This is a genomic window from Streptomonospora litoralis, from assembly GCF_004323735.1.
GTDB classification, from domain to species: Bacteria; Actinomycetota; Actinomycetes; order Streptosporangiales; family Streptosporangiaceae; genus Streptomonospora; species Streptomonospora litoralis.
In genome coordinates, this window is sequence record NZ_CP036455.1 from 3654473 (window position 1) to 3673339 (window position 18867).

Here is an 18867-nt window from a genome sequence, read left to right on the forward strand (position 1 = left end):
CCGTTGGAGCGGACGCGAGTTCCGATGCGCAATTCATCCAGACCACCCGTCGCCATCACCGGCTGGGGCGTCGTGACGCCGGCCGGCTGCAGCCCCGACGACCTGTGGGCCGGCCTGCGGGCCGGAAAGTCCACCGCCGCCGTCCTCACCTCACCGGAACTGGCCCGCCACCGGATGCACATCGGCTGTGCGGTGCGCGGGCTGGACGGGGCCCGCGAGGTCTCGGCCAAGGACGCCCGCAGACTCGACCCGTTCACGGTGTACGGCACCACGGCGGCGTTGGCGGCCCACCGCGACGCCGGCTCCCCTGCGCCCGAGCCCGGCCGCGGCGCGATCGTCGTCGGCAACGCCGTCGGCGGCCGCTCCACCAGCGACAGCCAGAGCCGCAACTACGTGGAGCAGGGCCCGGGGCGGGTCAACCCGCTCATGCCGCTGATGACCATGCCCAACGCCGCCGCGGCGCGGATCGCCATGGACCTGGGATGGCAGGGCCCCGCCACGACCATCGCCACCACCTGCTCCAGCGGCGCGGACGCGGTGGGCCACGCCCTGCTGCTCCTGCAGACGGGCCGGGCCGACGCGGTGCTCGCCGGCGGCTGCGAATGCACGCTGACGCCCGTCACCCTCGCCGCCTTCGGCAATCTCAACGCCGTCTCCAAGCGCGTCGACCGGCCCGAGCACGCCTGCCGCCCCTTCGACACCGACCGGGACGGGTTCGTGATGGGAGAGGGCGCCGGATTCGTGCTGCTGGAGCGCAGCGCCGACGCCCGCGCCCGCGGAGCCGCGCCTTACGCGGAGATCGCCGGGTACGGCTCCACCTCCGACGCCTACCACCTGTCCATGCCCCGCCCCGACGGCAGCGGCGCCGCCGACGCCATGGCCCAGGCCATCTCCGACGCGGGGCTGGCGCCCTCCGACATCGTGCACGTCAACGCCCACGGCACCGCCACTCCGCACAACGACCGGGCCGAGGCCGCAGCGCTGCACCGGGTGTTCGGCGCCCACCAGCCGCCGGTCACCGCGCCCAAGGGCGTCCTCGGGCATTTGATCGGCGCGGCCGGCGCCGTCGAGCTCGTAGCGACGGTGCAGGCCATGGCGCGCTGCGAGGTCCCGCCCACGGCCAACCACGAGCGGGCCGAACCCGGCCTGGAGATCGACGTCGTGCACGGTGAACCGCGCGCGGTGCACTCGGGCCCGGCACTGACCAACTCCTTCGGATTCGGCGGCCACAACGCCGCCCTGGTGGTGACACCCGGATGACCGCTCCCCGACCCGCGACCGACGACACCGCTCCGCCGCCCGAGCCCGCCCCGGCATCCCACGTCATGGCCGACGGGAGCCGGATGGCCCTTCACCGCGCCGCCCTGCGCGCCGACCTGGGGCCCGCGTCGACGCCGGAGCCCTCCCCGATCTACCCGTTCGTGCTCGCCCACCCCGTGGCCGACGCCACCGTGCGCGGCATGGCCGACGACGGCGCCGAATCGCCGAGCGTCGTCCACCTCGGCCAGGAGATCCGCATCCGGCGGCTCCCCCGCCCCGCGGAGGAGATCGGCGCCGCCCCGGAGGTCCTGGCCGTGCGCGCGCAACCGGGCGGCTGCAACGTCGCCGTACGCATCACCCTGACGGACGCGGCGGGCGAACCGGTGGCCGTGCTGCTCAGCACCGTGCTGCTGTCTGGGGCGTCCCCGGCCCCGTTCGGCACGGCGCACCGCATGAGCGCGCCGGCCCGAAGCGGATCCGGTGAGGCCGTCGGCGTGACCCACCGCCTGAGCGAGGAGTGGATCGCGGACTACGCCGAGGCGAGCGGCGACCGCAACCCCATCCACCTGGACCCCGCGGCGGCGCGCGCGGCGGGCTTCGACACGGTGATCGCCCACGGCATGGGGGTGCTGGGGCTGGCCTGCGAGGAGGTCGTCGACCGCTTCGCGGCCGGCTCCCCCGCACGCGTCCGCTCGATCGGCGCGCGCTTCTCCGCACCGGTGGGGGCCGGTGAGCCCCTCACCATGGCCCTGGAGCCCGACGCCGATCCCGCCGGCGGCCCCGTCGCGTTCTCCTGCAGGACCGGACGCGGTCTGGCCGTCAAGGGCGGCTGGGTGGAGCTTCACCCCGCCCGCGGAGCTGCGGAGCCGGACGATGGCTGAGCTCGCCGACCCCCTCGCCGGGATTCTGCACCAGGTGCGGCACCGGCCCCAGGCGCCCGCGCTCCACTGGCGCGGCACCCGGGTGACCTACGGCGGCCTCTACGAGCGGGCGCGCCGCGAATGCGACCGGATCGCCCGCCTGGACTCGCATCCGGGGGAACCGGTCGCGGTGCTGGCCGACAAGTCGCCGGAGGCGGTGGCGCTGATCCTGGCCTGCCTGCTGCTGCGGCGCCCCTTCCTGCTCCCCTCGACGGCGCTGGCCGACACCCAACTGGCCGACCTGGCCGCCCAGGCGGGCTGCCGGCAGGTGCTTACCCCCGAGGGGGCGCCCGGGCGGCCGCTGCCCCCGGGGCGGGAGCAGCGGCGCACGCCGCCGCCGGGGACGACGTTCATGCTCACCACCTCCGGCTCCACCGGACTGCCCAAGGTCGTGCCGCTGGAGGCGGCCGCCGTGCACCGGTTCGCCGCCTGGGCGGCCCCGGCGTTCGGGATCGGCCCCGGCACGCCGGTGCTCAACTACGCCCCGCTGAACTTCGACCTGTGCCTGCTGGACGTCTGGGCGTCGCTGGCCCGCGGCGCGCAGGTCGTGCTGGTCGACCCCGAGCGCGGGCTCGACGGCCGGTATCTTCTCGACCTGGTGCTGGGCTACGGCGTGCAGGTCGTGCAGGCGGTGCCGATGGCCCACGGGCTGCTCGCCGACGCGGCCGCGGCACGGGGCGCCGATGCACCCTCGGTGCGGCACGCGCTGTTCACCGGCGACGTCATGCCCGAACGCACGCTCTCCGCGCTGCCGGGACTGTTCCCCCGCGCCCGGCTGTACAACGTCTACGGCTGCACCGAGACCAACGACAGCTTCGTCCACGAGGTCCCCCGCGCCGAGGCGCGCGCGGCGCAGGGGCCGCCGCCCATCGGGACTCCGCTGCCCGGGGTGCGGGCGCTCGTCCTGGACGAGCGGGGGCAACAGATCGACGGGGCCGGGGCGGGCGAGCTGTACGTGCGCACGCCGTTCCAGTCGCCGGGCTACCTCGACGCCGCCAAGCGCGCCGAGAGGTTCGCCGGCCACCCGCTGGGACAGGACGACGGCCGCTGGTACCGCACCGGCGATCTGGTGGAGCGCGACGCCGCCGGCTGCCTGCGGCTCACCGGGCGTGCCGACTTCCAGGTCAAGATCCGGGGAACCGCCGTCAACACGGCCGAGGTGGAGCGGGTGCTGCTGAAGCACCCCGATGTGCTGGAGGCGGGGGTCGCCGCCGTCGCCGACCCCGAGACCGGCCGCCGCCTCGTCTCCGCGGTGCACCGCGCCCCCGGGTCCGGCCTCAACAGCCTCACTCTGCGCGGGCACCTGTCCCGCAACCTGCCGCGAGCGGCCGTACCGCCCGTCCTGCGGATCAGCGACGAGCCGCTGGCCAAGACGCCGACCGGAAAGGTCGACCGCGGCGTCCTCGATCACCCGGCGGGCGGCTCCGACCGCCGCCGGGAAGCCGGAAACGAACCGACTGCGAAGGGAAGCCCGCTATGAGCCACACGGACGCCATCAGGCAGTTCGTCATCACCGAGTTCCTGCCCGACCTCGACCCCGGCGACCTCGCCGACGACCACGACCTCATCACCGACAGCGTCATCGACAGCGTCGGCACGCTCAAGCTGATCGCCTGGGTGGAGAACACCTTCGACCTCAGGGTCGGCGACACCGAACTGGACCCGGACAACTTCCGCACCGTCACCGCGATCGACTCCTTCATCGCGCGGATGCGCGAGGCCGAAGCGGCGGAGAACTGACCGTGCACGAGGTGATCACCGCCCTGCTGAACCGGCGCCCGGTGACACGGGCCGAGGACTGGCGGTCGCTGTGGGACCGGCTCGGCTCCGGTGGGCTGGACCGGGCCGAGGCGGCCGCGCTGCTGGGCTCCCTGGCCACCCACCCGCCCGAAGCGCCCACCCTGCGCGCCCTGCTCGACTCGCTCTCCCGGCGCCCGGCGGCATCGGCCGACCGGTGCTGGCCCGCGACCGTCAACACCGTCGGCACCGGCGGCGGGCCCTCGACGTTCAACGTCTCCACCGCGGCCGCGTTCGTGGCGGCGGCGATGGGCGTGCGGGTCGTCAAGACGGGCTCGCGCGCCTACAGCAGCCGACTCGGCTCGGTCGATCTGCTGGAGCGGCTGGGGGTGCGCCTGACCGGCTCGCTGGAGGAGACGGCCGACGCCGTGGACCGCGACGGCATCGCCTTCGCCGGCCCGTTCGTGTATCCGCCGGAGCTGACCGCACTGGCGCGGGCCATGGCGCCGGTGGCGCTGCGGCCCTTCGGACGCTTCCTCAACGCCGTCGGCCCCTTCCTCGCCGATTTGCCGGTCGCCGCCCAGGTCACGGGCGTCTCGGCGGCCATGCCGCTGGCCGAGCTCCGCCAGGTGGCACAAGGCGTCGACGACCGCCTGATCTGGCTGTGCACCAACGACCTCGGCGCCGACGAACTGCTCGGTTTCTGCGACAACACCGTCTACTCCAACGCCGCAGGAGGCGGCACCCCCGTGCTGCGGCTGCGCCGCGGCGAACTGCTGCCCGAGCGCGGCGGTATCGAGGACCTGCGGCCGTTCGAGCCGGACGACGCCGTACGCCGCTTCCGCGAGGTGCTGGCCGGTCCCCCGGGTGCGGCCACCGACACCGTCTGCCTCAACGCCGCCGCCGCCGCGGTGGCGGCGGGCGCGGCCGACGACTGGCCGCAGGCGCTGGACGCCGCCCGGGAGGCGGTCGCCGAGGGGGCCGCCCTCGCCCTCCTCGACCGGCTGCGCGAGCGGTCCCAGACGCCGGGAACGCTGCAGGCGAGCGGGGGCCGCCATGGCTGACTTCTTCTCCCACCGACCGGCCGGCCGTGTGGGACTGGCCGTGTTCCTCAACGCGGGCGACCCGCCCCTCGACGTCCTGGCCGACGTCGTGCACATGCTGGACGAGGCGGGCGTCGAGTGCCTCGAACTCGCGGTGCCGTTCCCGGACTCGGTGACCGACGGGCCGGTGGTGCAGCGCTCGGCGCGGCGCGCGCTCGACCGCGGTACCGACCTCGACGCCGTACTCGCCTTCGTCTCGCGGATACGGCCCCGCCTGGCCCGGATGCGCATCGCGCTGCTGGCCGACTGGAGCCACTCGCTGAGTCCGCGCGGTCTCGGCGAAGCGCTCGGCGACGTCGCCGAGTCGGGGGCCGACGCGCTGCTCACCCACGCCCTGCCGCCGCGGATGCGCGACGAGTACTACCGGGCGGCGCGCGAGAGCGGTGTCGCCGTAGTCACCACCTGCTACCCGCAGTCGCGCCCGGAGGTCGCGGCCGAGGCCGCCGCCAACGCCACCGGATACCTCTACCTCGTGGCCCGCTACGGGCGCAGCGGCACCGGCCCGGTCGGCGGGCACGCGGCGCTGGCGGGCACCGTCCGGCGCCTGCGGGAGAGTACAGCCGCCCCGATCGCGCTGGGATTCGGAGTCCGCACACGCGCGGACGTGGCGGCCGTGGCCGCCTCGGGGGCCGACGCCGCCGTCATCGGATCGGCGGGGGTGACCCGCGTCGAGGAGGCCCAGGAGCAGGGCGCGGACCCGGCGGCCCGGCTGCGGGAGTTCGTCCTGGAATGCCGTCCGCCCTTGCCCGACCAGACCGCCCAGGAATCCGCCAACAGCACGGCATGAGGAGCAGCGCATGATCATCCGGGACATCGAGAACGTGAAGACCGTCGACTGGGGCAACGGGCTGAGCCGGCGCTTCCTGCTGCAGGAGGACGGTGTCGGCTACAGCATCACCGACACCATCGTCAGCGCCGGGACCCGCTCCCGCCTGGAGTACCGCAACCACCTGGAGTCCTGCTACTGCATCGAGGGGTCGGGGGCCGTCATCGAGCTGGACGGCACCGTCCACCCGCTCCGCCCCGGGCGGATGTACTCCCTCGACAAGCACGACGCGCATTTCCTGGTGGCCGACCCCGACACCGACCTGCGGCTGGTGTGCGTCTTCACCCCGGCTCTGCAGGGCGACGAGGCCCACCGCCTCGACGAGTCCCTCGCCTCGGCGTACTGAGGACCGGCGTGTTCGAGGCGACCACCGAGGCCGCGGAGCTGCGCAAGGGCCTGGCCGACTGGGCGAAGGACCTCAGCGAGGGCCACATCGAGGCCGACGAGGCAGGGGAGTTCCCCTGGCACAAGTGGCGGATGATCCAGCGGAGCGGTCTGCTCGGGCTGCCGTTCGCGCAGCCGTGGGGCGGCCTGGAGCGCTCGCTGCCCGAAGTCCTCCACGTGCTGGAGGGGCTGGGCGAGTACTGCCGCGACTCCGGGCTGAGCTTCTGCGCCACGACGACGATGGCCAGCACCGGCGTCCCCGTGGAGCGGTTCGGCACGGCGGAGCAGCAAAAACGGTATCTGCCCGGAATCTGCTCGGGCGAGCTGATCGGGGCGCACGCCATCACCGAATCCGAGAGCGGCTCCGACGCGCTGCGGATGGCCACGCGGGCCGAACCCGACGGCGACGGCTTCGTGCTGCACGGCAGCAAGCTCTTCGTCACCAACGCACCGATCGCCGACGTGTTCGTCGTCTACGCGCGCACCCACCCCGACGGCGGTCCGCTGGGTACGACGGCGTTCCTGGTGGACCGCGACACACCGGGCCTGACGTGCGGTGCCCCGGCCAGGAAGATGGGGCTGCGCACCGCTCCGATGTCGGAGCTGTCGCTGGACGGCGTCCGCGTCGCCCGGGACCGGGTGGTGGGCCGGGTCGGCGGCGGATTCCTGGTGATGGACCACGTGATGAAGCGGGAGATCCTCTTCACCGCCGCCGTGCACGCGGGCGAGATGGAACACCGGCTCCAGCGGTGCCTGGACTACGCGAAGAGCCGGCACGCCTTCGGTCGGCCGATCGGTTCGTACCAGTCGGTCACCAACCGCATCGCCGAGATGCGGATCCGCCTCGATACGGCCCGCAAGTGGATCTTCGACACCGGGGAGCGCCTCGCGGCGGGCCACGACGTCACAGTCGATCTCGCCGCGACCAAGCTCGTGACCAGCGAGGCGAACGTGGCCGGCAGTCTGGCCGCCGTCGCCATCTTCGGCGGCCACGGCTACATGGTCGAGCAGGGGATGGAGAAGGAGGTCCGCAACGCCGTGGGCGGGACCGTCTATTCGGGAACGAGCGACATCCACTACAACCGCATCGCCGCGGCGCTGGGGCTGGATCCGTGAGTGCGCGACACCCCGGCCCGCCGGCGGCGGGCGGGCCGGGGACCCTCCTCAAGGCCTGCGGGGCAGTGTCGGCGCGGGAGGTCGCGGCCGCGGCCGCCGGCGGCGCCGACTGCGTGGGGCTCTGGCACGGGATTCCCGGCGGCCGCGCGGAACTCGCCGAGCACACGGCGAGGGGGTTGGCGGCCGAGGCCCGCTCGCACGGCGTGGAACCGGTCCTGGTCACCTTCGGCGACGACCCGGCGGCGCTGGCGGCCGCCGCCGACCGCACCGGGGTGCGGTGGGTGCAGCTGCACGCCTACCAGCTCCCGCGGGTGGTGGGCGGTCTGCGCGAGAGGGCACCCGGCGCCGTCCCGGTCAAGGTGCTGCACGTGGACGGCGGCGGGCGGTGCCTGGAGCTGCGGCTGGCCGACGCCTATGCCCGGGCCGGGACCGAGATGTTCCTCCTCGACACCGCGACCGCCGACGGACGGGTCGGCAGTACGGGCCAGGCGCTGGACGCGGTCGGCGTGCTGCGCATCGCCGACCGGCTGCCCAGGCCCTTCCTGCTGGCCGGAGGCGTCACCGCGGCCCGCCGGGCGGACTACGACCGCGTCGTCGAGCACCCCATGTTCGCCGGGGTGGACGTCGACACCGGCGCCCGGGGCGGGGACGGGGAACTGTCCGAAACCGCGGTAACCGAACTCTCCCGCGCCTGGCGGACGGGGCGCGGGCGACGAAAGGAGCGCAGCTGATGGCGCACGACTTCATCGACGCCCTGCTCGGTGCCGAGCGGCCGGTGATCGCCGAGATCAAGCGCAGGGACTCCCACGGCCGGGACCTCTTCGCGGGGCGCGGACCGGCCGACATCGTCTCCGCCTACGAACAGGCCGGGGCACCGTGCCTCTCGGTGGTCACCGGATCCTGGTTCGGCGGCAGTGAGGCACTGCTGGCCGAGACCGCAGAGCTGACACGGCTGCCCCTGCTGCAGAAGGACTTCGTCACCAGGCGCGACCAGATCACCCGGGCGGCCGACCTCGGCGCCGCCGCGGTGCTGATCACGGCCGAACTGCTGCCCCGCCCGGCACTTCAGTCGCTGGTCGCCTCCTGCCTGGACACGGGGCTGACCCCGTTCGTCGAGGTGACCGAGCAGCCCCAAGCGGCCGCTGTTCCGCACGCCGAGCAGTGCGTGATCGCGGTCAACAACAAGAACATCCGCACCCGGGAGCGCGACGCGGGCGACACCGGCCGCAGCCTCACGCTGCTGCCCGCGCTGCTGGAGGCGGGCACGCGCTGCCCGGTCAGCGCCAGCGCGGTACCCGACCCGCACGTCGGCGCCCGGCTGCTGGACGCCGGGTTCGCCGGACTGCTGGTGGGCACGGCGCTGCTGCGCGACGGCGATCCGCGGGGCTGGCTCGACACCGTGGCGCGGCGGCGGCAGGTGCCGCCGGCCCAGCCGCCCGCAGGCACCGAAGTCGCGGATGCGCCGGCCCCGCTCGGCGGGCGACCGTGAGCGCGCCGCCGCGCGCGGCGCCCGCCGGCGCCGACATCCGGCGCATTCGCCTGGACGCCGGTGGAATCACCCTTTCGGGGCTGCTGGCGCGTCCCACGGGCCCGCCGCGGCCGGGTGGCGCGAACCGTCCGGTCGTACTGGCCGTCCACGGCCGGTCCATGCGGGCCGACTACTTCCACGCCCGCACCCACCCCGACCTCTCCCTGCTGGATGTAGCCGTCGCCCGCGGACACACCGTTGTGGCCCTGGACCGGCCGGGCTACGGTGCATCGGCCGAGCGGCTGCCCGAGGGCCAGACGGTCGACGAGCAGTCGGCGACCGTGCACGCGGCCCTGCGCTCGTTCTCCGCCGACCATGCGGCCCGGGCCGGCTTCGTCGTGCTCGCCCACTCCCACGGCGGCAAGCTGGCCCTGCGGCTCGCCGCCGACGACTCCGCGGGCCGCATCCGCGGGCTGGACATATCGGGGTGCGGAGTCGAGTACTCCGCGGCGGCGCGCGGTCTGCCGTCCTCCCTGGGCGCCGGCGCGTCGCGGCTGAACTGGGGGCCGCTGCGGCTCTACCCGCCGGGCACCTTCCAGCAGGCGCGCAGCCTGCTGGCGCCCACTCCGCCCAGGGAGGACGGCGAGTGGCTGCGCTGGCCGCACCAGTACCGCGACCTCGCCCCGCGGGTGCGGGTCCCGGTGCGCTTCACCTTCGCCGACCACGAGGCGTGGTGGCGGCTGGGGGACTCCGATCTGGCCGAGCTGGCCGGGGCGCTCACCGCGGCGCCGCGGGTGGGCGTCCACCGCCACCCCGACGCCGGGCACAACATCAGCCTGGGCTGGAGTGCGCGCGCCTACCATCTGCGCGCCCTCGAATTCCTCGAAGCGTGCCGCTGAGGCCGGGCGCCGGGCGCCGCTAAAGTCCCAGTACCCGGCGCAGCTCCCGGGCCTGGCGGCGGGAGACCTCGACCCGGCTCTTGCGGGGGTCGTCCATCAGCAGCATCAGCGTGCCCCGGAAGTCGGGGGCCAGTTCACGCACGTAGTCGAGGTTCACCAGGTAGGAGCGGTGCGCGCGGAAGAAGTGCGCACCGCGCAGGCGGCGCTCCAGCTCGTTCAGGGAGAAGTTGACCAGCACCCGCTCGTCGGCGAGCTGCAGGTAGGAGTATCCGCGCGCCGCTCCGGCGTAGATGATCGAGGACTCGTTGAGCAGCACGGTCCGGTCGCCCTTGTGCACCGGGATGCGGTGCGGCGAATCCGCGCCGTCGGACCGCCGCGGCGGCTCCGGCTGCGGTTCGCCCTCCTCGGGGCGGGCGGCCAGGGCGCGGTCCAGCGCCCGCTCCAGCCGCTCGGCGTCGAAGGGTTTGACCAGGTAGTCGGCGGCGTCCAGATCGAACGCCTCGACCGCGTAGTCGGGAAACGCCGTGGTGAAGATGATCCTCGGCGGGTGCGCCGCCTCGCGCAGCTTGCGGGCGACGTCCAGCCCGGTGCCGCCGGGCATCCGGATGTCCATCAGCACGAGGTCGTAGTCCAGGGAGTCCAGCAGCAGCAGCGCTTCCTCGGCGTTGGACGCCTCGCCGACCACCTGAACGTGGTCGAACCGGGACATCAGGTAACGGAGATCCGCCCGCGCCGGAGCCTCGTCGTCGACGATGAGGCATCGCGCGCGCATAGTCATCCAAAGGGGATTCGCAGATCGATGACGGTCCCGCCGCCCTCGGTGGACTGGATGTCCAGACGATAGCGCTCCCCGTAGAGCGATGCCAAGCGTCCAGCGATATTGCTCAGCCCTTGGCCGTCGCCTTCGCCGCGCTCACCGTCGGAGATGCGCTTCAGCAGGTCGGCGGGGATTCCGACTCCGTCGTCGGCGACCCGGATGGAGGTGGTGCGGGTCAGCGGATCCACCCGCGCCTTCAACGTCACCGTGCCGCCCTCGACCTTGCTCGCCAACCCGTGCTTGATCGCGTTCTCCACCAGCGGCTGGATGATGAGGACCGGGACGTGGGCGGTGAGCACCTGGGGATCGATGTCGTAGCGCACCTGCACGCGTTCGCCGTAGCGGGCCTGTTCCAGCGACACGTAGGTGCGCACGAAGAAGTACTCCTGGCCGAACTCGGCGAAGTGCCCCTCCTGGCGCACCACGTAGCGGAAGAAGTCGGACAGGCGCACCAGCAGCTGCCGTGTCTCCTCGGTGTCGGTGTGCACCTTGGATGCGATGGTGTTGAGGGTGTTGAACAGGAAGTGCGGGTTGATCTGGGCGCGCAGCGCGTCGAGCTTGGCGTCGACCGCGAGCCGCTGGCGGCGGTTGAGCTCGGCCAGCTCCAGGTGCAGCGAGAGGATACCCGCCAAGCCCTCCACCACCCCCTGCGGCGACAGCGCACCGTCGCCGCGGTACACCTGCAGGGTGCCGACGGTGCGGTTGCCGTCGGTCAGCGGCGCCACGACCGCGGTGCGCAGCGGGCACTGCCCGTGCGGGCACCCGAGTTCGCCGCGGCGGCGCACGAGGACGGTCTTGCCCCGGCTCAGTGCGCGTTCCGTCGGTGCGGGGGCGGTGTCGCCGAAGCGGTGGTGGTCGCGCCCCGGCCCCACGAAGGCGAGGACGCGCTCGCGATCGGTGATCGCGACGGCGGCGCCGCTGAGCAGCGGCTGGAGGAGCTGGGCGGTGCGCCGCGCGCCCTCCCCGGTCAGCCCGGAGCGCAGCGGCATGGACCGGCCGACCGCCGCGATGGTGGTGCCGTGCCGGCCCTGCTGCAGGCGGGTGGTGATCGGCTGTGCGGGGCGCTTGCTGCGGGGGCCGCGCAGCGCCGAGGGGTAGCCGAAGATCAGCGCCGTGGTCAGGCCGGTGCCGATCAGCAGGGTTGTTCCGGTACCCAGCGGGGGCGCCGTGATCAGCTGGGTGACCAGGTAGACCGCTCCCCAGGCGAGGAGGATGACGCCGGCGAGGGGGAGGCTGCCGTTGCTCATCGGCGTTCTCCGTTCCGCCCGCCGAAGCCGGCGACCGTCAGCCGGGCGAGCCGCACCGCCCGGCGGTCGGCCGCGGTGCCGTGCATGCGCAGCCAGATGCGGTCCACATCAGCGGGCGGCCGGCTCAGCAGCGACACCGCCACCGTCGCCGCCGCGGCGCAGGGCGCGGAGACGAACGTGGGCGTCATCAGCACCTGTGCGTAGTCGGCATCGTTGTGCAGCAGCCCCGCCGCGCACATCACCACCGCGACCGCCGTCCCGGTGATCATGCCCGCCACGGCGCCCGGCCCGGTCGTGCGCCGCCACCAGATGGCCAGGATGAACACGGGGGTGAGCGCGGAGCCCGCGAGAGCGAACGCCCAGGTGACCATGGTCGCCACGATGGAGGGGAACTGCCCGGTGAGCGCCTCGGGGCGCACGCCCAGCGCCAGCCCCGCCGAGAGCACGGCCACGACCGCGACCGCCGCGCGTCCGGCCCACAGCGCCTGGCCCTGGGTGGCGTTGGGATTGATGTAGCGCTCGTAGATGTCGTGGCCCCATGAGGCCGCCGAGGCCAGCAGCAGCCCGGCGATGGTCGAGAGCACCGCGACCAGGGCGCCCACCGCGATGAGGCCCAGGCCGGCGCGGCCGCCGAAGATCTGCCCGAGCACCAGCAGCGCGTACTCGGGCACACGCAGCACGCCGCCGGTGGTCAGTGCACCGACCCAGGGCAGCTCGGCGGCGACGTCGGCGATGATGGAGCGCGCCGCGGTGCCCAGCAGCACCGCCAGGATGTAGAACAGGCCGGCCAGGCCCACGACCCACACGGTCGTCATGCGCGCGGCGGTGCCGGTGGGGCTGGTGAAGTAGCGGTTCATGATGTGCGGCAGCCCGGCGGTGCCCAGGGCCAGCGACAGGATCAGCGCGAACTGCCCCAGTTGGTCGTACTGTCCGCCCGGCTCGCCGAAGAAGGCGGCCTCCTCGGGGTGCAGCCGGTTGACGACCGGCTCAAGGCGCCACCCCCCGCCGCTGTCGGAGGGGTTGGCCAGCGGGCGCGAGGAGAGTTCCCGCAGCGCGTCGGGATAGCTGAATCCCGAGCCCACCACCACGATGGCCAGCCACACGAAGATGGCCAGCAGCAGCAGGAACTGCACGGCCTGGGTCCAGGTGGTGCCGCGCATCCCGCCCAAGGCCACCATCAGCATGATCGCGGCGGTGGAGATCACCACCCCGGTGGCATACGGCGACAGGTCGCCCACGCCGTGGCCGACGAACAACTCCCAGATGATGCCGCTGGCCACCGCCTGGGGGACGAGGTAGGCCAGGATGATCAGCTGCACGATCGCGACCGACGTCAGCCGCACGCTGTGCGACTCCAGCCGCCGGCCCAGGAAGTCGGGGATGGAGAACTCGCCGAAGCGGCGCAGCGGCGCGGCGATGAACAGCAGCACCGGCACGAACCCCGCGGCGAAGCCGGTCGCGTACCACATGCCGTCCAGACCGGAGGCGTAGACGGCCGCCGCCACGCCCAGAAACGACGCGGCCGAGAAGTAGTCGCCGCAGATGGCGCAGGCGTTGGTGACGACCCCGACGCGGCGCCCGGCGAGGTAGAACTCGAAGGTGGAGGCGCGCTGCGGGCGGATCAGGACGGCGACCGACACCACGGCCGCCAGCAGCACGACCAGGAGCAGGATGCTCGCCATCACGGCGGTGGCGCCCCGTCCTGGTGGTGGGCCTCGCGGGCGGGGCCGCCGAGCATCCGCTCCTCGACCGCGTTGGACAGGGTCGCGGCGGCCAGGCAGATCACGAAGAAGAAGGCGTAGAGCCCGAGTCCGGTCATGGCGAACATGGGGCTCATCCCGCCGAAGAGGCGACCTTGCGACCACCAGTCCAAGGCGGCCGTCAGCAGCGGCACGGCCACGATGACGCCGGTGAACACGGCGACGTGGCCGATGGCGACGCGCCGCAGGGTGCGGAAGGCCGCGTCGACCTCGGCGGGAGTGTCGTGCTCGTCGGCGGAGCCCAAAGAGATCTCCGGCTCCTCGGGGCGGGGCACGGCTCAGGCCGGGGACGCGGCGGACATGCGGCGGGCCGCCCGGACGAGCAGGACCGTGCCGGCGCCGACGATGACCAGGCCGACGCCGGGCAGCAGCTTGCCCCAGCTGTCGGTGGCCATGCTCAAGTACACGAGCGTGCCGAGCTGCCACAGCACGAGGCCGCCGGCTGCGGCGGCCGGGATGATCGCGTGGGCCAGGGCGACGCGCCGGTAGGGCAGCAGGGCGCCGGCCAGCGCGAGACCGCCGGCGCACAGCACCCACAGGCCCGGCCCGGCCATGCCGTTCAGGTTGCCCAGCGGCGTGGAGACCCAGGGGGTGAACGCCCCGATGATCAGCAGCAGACCGCCGGCGAGCAGGCCGACGCTGCCGGTGTGGAAGATGCGCCGCGCTGCGGTGGGGGCGGCGGAGCCGGTGGAAGGCGACATGGCCGAATCCTAACCATTGGCGACGCCCCTGTTGAGAGGGCCGGACCCGGAATCCGCGGGCGGCTGCGCCAGCGGTCGGCGGGTCGCTGCGAGCGGTAGAAACTGTGACCTATGCCATTCGTCGACCCCAGGCGACCGTTCGGGAGACGAATCGGCCGTTCGCCCGCATCGGGCTTGTGTCGAAGGCCACAAATGCGCTGATGTCTACCCCAGCGGTACGGGGCCCGCGTGTCGAGAAGTCCCTACCCGGTTGCTAGGAGAGACGAACGTGGCTGATACGGAAGACAAGAGCCCGGGACCCCCGGGCGGTAACGGCTGGAGGCGTGAGTACTGGAAGCGGAACCTCGGCCTCATGGTGGTCCTGCTGGCGATCTGGTTCATTGTTTCGTTCGGCTGCGGCATCCTCTTCGTGGAGCAGCTCAACCAGATCGTCATCGCCGGGTTCCCGCTGGGGTTCTGGTTCGCGCAGCAGGGGTCGATCTACGTGTTCCTGCTGCTCATTCTGGCCTACTGCCTGTTCATGGACCGCCTCGACAAGCGGTTCGGGGTCTATGAGTACGACGAAGCCTCCGGCGGCAAGAGCGATGAAGGGGGTGCGTCGTGAGCGATATCCAGATCTGGACGACGATCTTCATCGTCCTGTCCTTCGGCGCCTATATGACGATCGCCTGGCGCAGCCGCGTTCGTGAGACCGAAGGCTTCTACGTCGCCGGCCACGGCGTGCCCACGATCGCCAACGGGGCGGCGATCGGGGCCGACTGGATGTCGGCGGCGTCGTTCATCTCCATGGCGGGCCTGATCGCCTTCCTCGGTTATGACGGCAGCATCTACCTGATGGGCTGGACCGGCGGCTATGTGCTGCTGGCCCTGCTGCTGGCCCCCTACCTGCGCAAGTGGGGCAAGTACACGGTCCCCGAGTTCGTCGGCGACCGGTACTCCGAGCTGGTGCGCACCGTGTCGGCGGTCGCGGCGATCATCGTCTCCTTCACCTACGTCGTGGGGCAGATGAACGGCGGCGGCATCGTGTTCAGCCGCTTCCTCAACGTCGACATCACCTGGGGCGTGATCATCGCCGCGGTGGTCATCTTCGTCTACGCCGTGCTCGGCGGCATGAAGAGCATCACCTACACCCAGGTGGCCCAGTACACGGTGCTGATCATCGCCTACCTGATCCCGGCCGTGGCCGTGGCGCAGACGATGACCGGCATCCCGATCCCGCAGGTGTCCTTCGGCCAGATCCTCAGCGGCCTGAACGACCTGTCCGTGGAGCTGGGTCTGCAGGTCTTCACCGACCCGTTCAACAGCCGGCCGATGATCGACATCTTCCTGGTCACCATGGCGCTGATGATCGGTACGGCGGGTCTGCCGCACGTCATCATCCGCTTCTACACCACGAAGACGGTCCGCGGCTCGCGCTGGTCGGCGTTCTGGGCGCTGTTCTTCATCGCCCTGCTCTACACCACCGCCCCCGCGGTGGGCGCCTTCACCAAGTTCAACCTCCTGCAGGGGGTCAACGGCGTCTCGACCGACAACCTGCCGCAGTGGGTCCAGAACTGGGCGGCCACCGGTCTGGTGCAGGTGAACGAGAACGCCAATGTGGTCAACTCGGTGAGCAACGACCCCGCGGCGGGTGCGGACCTGACGGTCAACAACGACATCCTGGTGCTGGCCTCGCCGGAGATCGCCGGCCTCCCGGCGCCCATCGTCGGGCTGGTAGCGGCGGGCGGCTTGGCGGCGGCCATGTCCACGGCGGCCGGCCTGCTGCTGGTCATCTCCTCCTCGGTCTCCCACGACCTGTACTTCCGCTACTTCCGCAAGTCGGCGGGCGACTACGAGCGCCTGTTCGCCGGGCGGATCGCGATGGCCGTGGCGATCGTGGTCGCGGTGGTGGCGGGCATCAACCCGCCGGCGTTCGTCGCGCAGGTGGTGGCGTTCGCCTTCGGTATGGCGGCGTCCAGTTTCTTCCCGGCCATCGTGCTGGGCATCTTCTGGAAACGCTGCAACGCCACAGGGGCCGCGGCCGGCATGATCGTCGGCCTGGGCTTCACCATCGCCTACATGCTCTACACGCTGGAGGTGTTCGGGCTGGCGGCCCACGACCCGGTGTTCGGGATCAGCCCCGAGGGCATCGGCGCCGTCGGCGCGCTGGTCAACGCCGTGGTGACGATCGTGGTCTCGCTGCTGACGGCGCCGCCGTCGCGGCACATCACCGACATGGTGGAGAGCATCCGCTACCCGTCGGTCCCGCGCCACACCTCGGCGGCGGACTCCGGCGGCGAGTAGGCCCTCCGCCCACCCTGACCCCATCCCCTACGCGCAGAAACCGAGCCCGGCCCCTCCCGTCTCCTCCCAGCGGGAGGGGCCGCCTCGTGCCCGCACCGCTCGCCGCGGCGCGCCCCGCACGGGCCGCGCCGCGGCGGTTCACACAGCCGCAGCCGGGACCGCCGCGAGGGAGCCGTCGGGCTCTCGGCGGATACGGCAGCCCAGACCGCGGCCGGCATCGTCGAGGGCGCCCTGCAGCCACCGCGCGTCGCCGTCCCCGGCGTGTTCCAGGCGCATCCGCCGGGCGCGCAGCGGAACCATCCGCAGTCCGACGAGCCGACCCGAGCCGGTCTCCACCTCGGCGAAGTACAGCAGCCGCAGATCGCCGCGGTACTCCTCGTAGCCGGGAATCCCCTCGTAGTCGCTGACGAGGTCGCCGCAGCCGTAGAGGACGAGCCTGCCGCGATACATGCCTACGGCTCGCGGGTGGTGCGAGGAGTGCCCGTGCACGACGTCGGCGCCGCCATCGATCAGCGCATGCGCGAACGCGGTCTCCTCGGGAGCGGTCTCGAAGCCCCAGTTGCTCCCCCAGTGCACCGAGACGACCGCGATGTCGCCCGGCCGCTTGGTGCCGCGGATCGCCTCGGTGACACGGCCCGCCGTCTCGACCGGGCGGCTCTCGGCCCGCTCGGCCAGGGCGGCGCCGGAGCGCTCGGGTGTGGCGGCCCAGTCGTACGGGATGCCGCTGGAGTGAGTTCCGCGGGAGAAGACGAGGACGCGCCCGCCGCCGGCGAGGGGGACGGCAGCGGGACGGTGGGCCTCGTCGGCGCCGCGTCCCGCACCGACCGCCCTCAATCCCGCCGCCGACAGGCTGTCGAGCGTCTCGGCCAGGCCGGCGCGGCCGAAGTCCAGCACGTGGTTGTTGGCCAGAGTGCAGGCGCTCGGCTCGGCGGCGCACAGGCAGTCGAGATTGGCCGGATCCATCCGGTAGTGGACGGCCTTGCCGGAGGCGAAATCGCCGCTGCGGGTCACGCTCGTCTCCAGGTTGAGCACCCGCGCATCCGGTCCGACGCGCGCCAGCTCACCCAGCGCGGCACCCCAGGGCCAGGCGGGATCCACAGGGGCGGGGATGGGGCCGTTGGCCCGCTCGGCCAGCCGGACGTAGTCGCCGGCGTCGCGTATCTGCGGCTCCCGCAACTCGGGGTCGCCGGGGTGCGGCAGGATCCGGTCGACGCCGCGGCCGAGCATGACGTCGCCGCAGAGGAACAAGGTCACCGTGGCGGCAGCCATGCTTTCAGCCTAGGTGTGACGGTGTCCTGGCACGTCGGTGACAGGCGACACGCCCGGAACAGGGGGTGAAAAAGGAGGGGGAAACAGGAGAGGGTCTTCTGATCCCGGATAGTGGCCAAGGCGGCTCGGGTTCGCTGGGCGGCCTTGTTGGTCTGCCGGGAGGCGGGTGGTCTTGCGGAAAGCAGCGGCGAAGGTAGCGGGTGGCCGGGCCCGCGGTCGACGGGCCGGGCGCCCACCGGTTGCGGCGGGCGGCGGGCCGGGTCGGGTCTGCTGGGCGGTCTTGTCGGTCTGCCGGGTGTCAGGGGGTCTTACGGAAAAGCGGCGACGACGGTGGCAGCGGGGCCGGGCCTGCGCCCATCGGTTCGGGTGCCCGCCGGTTGGGCGCCCGGCGGGGCCACCGAGGACGGCGAAGGGCGGGGCCCGCCGGGCGTCGGTTCCGGTGCCCGCCGGTTGCGCGCGCGGCGGCGGCCCGGGTCCACTGGGCGGCCTTGTGATCGGCCGGGCGGCGGGTGGCCTGCAGAAAAAGCGGCAGCAAGGACGCCGGATGGCGGGGCCCCGCCCAACGGAACCGGTGCCCGCCGGTGGCTGCGGGCGGCGAGGGGGTCGTGTGTCCGTTATGTCGCAGGGCGACGGGACGATCGTGGGCATATGACGAAATCCAGCGGCGTTTCTTGGGAGTTTGGCCACGATCGCCGCGGTCGACCCCGGGACATCGGACATAGCGGGCGCGGGGACGGGGAGGCGCCGCCGTGTTCCGGCCGGGCCCGCGCAGGCCGGAGGCCGCGCGGCGGGGGGTCGCGGGTGCTCACACGCCCCCGGGGGTGCGCCGAATCGGGGGGCGGGGGGCGACGACGCGTCGCTCGTTGCGCCCGGGCGCGGCCGCCGCGAGCTCCACCCCCCGATGGGGTGGACTTTTGGGGGCCTATGACCGTTTTGCGGTCGACCTCGGCGGGCACAGCGGCCACGAGGTGCACGAAAAGTCGACGCCGGGGCGCTTTTCGCGCCATTCGGCGCGCCTCGTGCGCCACCGCCGCAGCAGCGCGGGGGCAGACCCACCGGGAACTCGGGCATTCGTGG

Annotated in this window: 19 protein-coding genes; 13 read left to right on the forward strand and 6 right to left on the reverse strand. The window is 73.0% G+C overall.

From position 1 onward, the window contains the following. Positions 1–24: 24 nt before the first annotated feature. From EKD16_RS15355 to EKD16_RS15405, 11 genes are all read left to right on the forward strand, one after another. A complete protein-coding gene (locus EKD16_RS15355; RefSeq protein ID WP_131099018.1) occupies positions 25–1260 on the forward strand; it encodes a beta-ketoacyl-[acyl-carrier-protein] synthase family protein in 1236 nt (411 codons plus the stop codon). After that, on the forward strand, positions 1257–2141 hold the full coding sequence (locus EKD16_RS26160; RefSeq protein ID WP_131099019.1) for a MaoC/PaaZ C-terminal domain-containing protein: 885 nt from the start codon (positions 1257–1259) through the stop codon (positions 2139–2141). Before EKD16_RS15355 ends, EKD16_RS26160 begins: the two co-directional genes overlap by 4 nt. Then, entirely contained in the window at positions 2134–3660 is a 1527-nt protein-coding gene (locus EKD16_RS15365) for an AMP-binding protein (protein ID WP_131099020.1), read from the forward strand. Before EKD16_RS26160 ends, EKD16_RS15365 begins: the two co-directional genes overlap by 8 nt. Next, complete coding sequence (locus tag EKD16_RS15370; RefSeq protein WP_131099021.1) at positions 3657–3920, forward strand: acyl carrier protein; 264 nt, start codon at positions 3657–3659, stop codon at positions 3918–3920. Before EKD16_RS15365 ends, EKD16_RS15370 begins: the two co-directional genes overlap by 4 nt. A 2-nt stretch (positions 3921–3922) precedes the next feature. Next, positions 3923–4981, forward strand: a complete 1059-nt coding sequence (locus EKD16_RS15375; protein ID WP_131099022.1) for an anthranilate phosphoribosyltransferase — start codon at positions 3923–3925, stop codon at positions 4979–4981. Continuing rightward, positions 4974–5807 carry a tryptophan synthase subunit alpha gene (gene trpA, locus EKD16_RS15380; protein WP_131099023.1) on the forward strand — a complete coding sequence of 278 codons (834 nt, stop codon included), beginning with the start codon at positions 4974–4976 and terminating at the stop codon, positions 5805–5807. Before EKD16_RS15375 ends, trpA begins: the two co-directional genes overlap by 8 nt. A 10-nt stretch (positions 5808–5817) precedes the next feature. After that, positions 5818–6192 (forward strand): ectoine synthase, encoded by a 375-nt coding sequence (locus tag EKD16_RS15385; RefSeq protein ID WP_131099024.1) that lies wholly within the window; start codon positions 5818–5820, stop codon positions 6190–6192. 8 nt (positions 6193–6200) lie between these two features. Further along, positions 6201–7346: an acyl-CoA dehydrogenase family protein gene (locus tag EKD16_RS15390; protein WP_131099025.1), complete on the forward strand. Its 1146-nt coding sequence runs from the start codon at positions 6201–6203 to the stop codon at positions 7344–7346. A 65-nt stretch (positions 7347–7411) separates the two neighbouring features. Then, positions 7412–8077: a beta/alpha barrel domain-containing protein gene (locus EKD16_RS15395; protein WP_242676987.1), complete on the forward strand. Its 666-nt coding sequence runs from the start codon at positions 7412–7414 to the stop codon at positions 8075–8077. Further along, on the forward strand, positions 8077–8835 hold the full coding sequence (locus EKD16_RS15400) for a beta/alpha barrel domain-containing protein (protein ID WP_131099027.1): 759 nt from the start codon (positions 8077–8079) through the stop codon (positions 8833–8835). The genes EKD16_RS15395 and EKD16_RS15400 overlap by 1 nt, the downstream gene beginning before the upstream one ends. Next, positions 8832–9713, forward strand: a complete 882-nt coding sequence (locus tag EKD16_RS15405; RefSeq protein WP_207391312.1) for an alpha/beta hydrolase — start codon at positions 8832–8834, stop codon at positions 9711–9713. The genes EKD16_RS15400 and EKD16_RS15405 overlap by 4 nt, the downstream gene beginning before the upstream one ends. Positions 9714–9732: 19 nt before the next feature. Here the strand turns inward: EKD16_RS15405 and EKD16_RS15410 are convergent, their stop codons facing one another. The 5 genes from EKD16_RS15410 to EKD16_RS15430 are packed head-to-tail and all read right to left on the reverse strand — an operon-like array spanning position 9733 to position 14238. After that, entirely contained in the window at positions 9733–10485 is a 753-nt protein-coding gene (locus tag EKD16_RS15410; RefSeq protein WP_131099028.1) for a LytR/AlgR family response regulator transcription factor, read from the reverse strand. A gap of 2 nt (positions 10486–10487) precedes the next feature. Beyond that, positions 10488–11777 carry a GAF domain-containing sensor histidine kinase gene (locus EKD16_RS15415; protein WP_131099029.1) on the reverse strand — a complete coding sequence of 430 codons (1290 nt, stop codon included), beginning with the start codon at positions 11775–11777 and terminating at the stop codon, positions 10488–10490. Further along, positions 11774–13459: a solute symporter family protein gene (locus EKD16_RS15420; protein WP_131102604.1), complete on the reverse strand. Its 1686-nt coding sequence runs from the start codon at positions 13457–13459 to the stop codon at positions 11774–11776. Before EKD16_RS15420 ends, EKD16_RS15415 begins: the two co-directional genes overlap by 4 nt. Then, entirely contained in the window at positions 13459–13782 is a 324-nt protein-coding gene (locus tag EKD16_RS15425; protein WP_165498584.1) for a hypothetical protein, read from the reverse strand. Before EKD16_RS15425 ends, EKD16_RS15420 begins: the two co-directional genes overlap by 1 nt. Positions 13783–13815: 33 nt before the next feature. After that, positions 13816–14238 carry a hypothetical protein gene (locus tag EKD16_RS15430; RefSeq protein WP_131099030.1) on the reverse strand — a complete coding sequence of 141 codons (423 nt, stop codon included), beginning with the start codon at positions 14236–14238 and terminating at the stop codon, positions 13816–13818. A gap of 268 nt (positions 14239–14506) precedes the next feature. On the opposite strand from EKD16_RS15430, the gene EKD16_RS15435 reads away from it, so the two are divergent. Further along, positions 14507–14842, forward strand: coding sequence for a DUF4212 domain-containing protein (locus EKD16_RS15435; protein ID WP_242676988.1), 336 nt, complete (start codon positions 14507–14509; stop codon positions 14840–14842). Further along, complete coding sequence (locus tag EKD16_RS15440) at positions 14839–16521, forward strand: sodium:solute symporter family protein (RefSeq protein ID WP_131099031.1); 1683 nt, start codon at positions 14839–14841, stop codon at positions 16519–16521. The genes EKD16_RS15435 and EKD16_RS15440 overlap by 4 nt, the downstream gene beginning before the upstream one ends. 138 nt (positions 16522–16659) lie before the next feature. On the opposite strand, the gene EKD16_RS15445 is transcribed toward EKD16_RS15440, so the two are convergent. Further along, on the reverse strand, positions 16660–17790 hold the full coding sequence (locus EKD16_RS15445; RefSeq protein ID WP_131099032.1) for a CapA family protein: 1131 nt from the start codon (positions 17788–17790) through the stop codon (positions 16660–16662). Positions 17791–18867: the final 1077 nt, after the last annotated feature.

Bases quoted from the DNA above. Each gene is read 5' to 3' on its own strand.
- EKD16_RS15355 (WP_131099018.1), top strand. From the start codon at position 25: ATGCGCAATTCATCCAGACCACCCGTCGCCATCACCGGCTGGGGCGTC.
- EKD16_RS26160 (WP_131099019.1), top strand. From the start codon at position 1,257: ATGACCGCTCCCCGACCCGCGACCGACGACACCGCTCCGCCGCCCGAG.
- EKD16_RS15365 (WP_131099020.1), top strand. From the start codon at position 2,134: ATGGCTGAGCTCGCCGACCCCCTCGCCGGGATTCTGCACCAGGTGCGG.
- EKD16_RS15370 (WP_131099021.1), top strand. From the start codon at position 3,657: ATGAGCCACACGGACGCCATCAGGCAGTTCGTCATCACCGAGTTCCTG.
- trpA (WP_131099023.1), top strand. From the start codon at position 4,974: ATGGCTGACTTCTTCTCCCACCGACCGGCCGGCCGTGTGGGACTGGCC.
- EKD16_RS15385 (WP_131099024.1), top strand. From the start codon at position 5,818: ATGATCATCCGGGACATCGAGAACGTGAAGACCGTCGACTGGGGCAAC.
- EKD16_RS15400 (WP_131099027.1), top strand. From the start codon at position 8,077: ATGGCGCACGACTTCATCGACGCCCTGCTCGGTGCCGAGCGGCCGGTG.
- EKD16_RS15410 (WP_131099028.1), bottom strand. From the start codon at position 10,485: ATGCGCGCGCGATGCCTCATCGTCGACGACGAGGCTCCGGCGCGGGCG.
- EKD16_RS15415 (WP_131099029.1), bottom strand. From the start codon at position 11,777: ATGAGCAACGGCAGCCTCCCCCTCGCCGGCGTCATCCTCCTCGCCTGG.
- EKD16_RS15420 (WP_131102604.1), bottom strand. From the start codon at position 13,459: ATGGCGAGCATCCTGCTCCTGGTCGTGCTGCTGGCGGCCGTGGTGTCG.
- EKD16_RS15430 (WP_131099030.1), bottom strand. From the start codon at position 14,238: ATGTCGCCTTCCACCGGCTCCGCCGCCCCCACCGCAGCGCGGCGCATC.
- EKD16_RS15445 (WP_131099032.1), bottom strand. From the start codon at position 17,790: ATGGCTGCCGCCACGGTGACCTTGTTCCTCTGCGGCGACGTCATGCTC.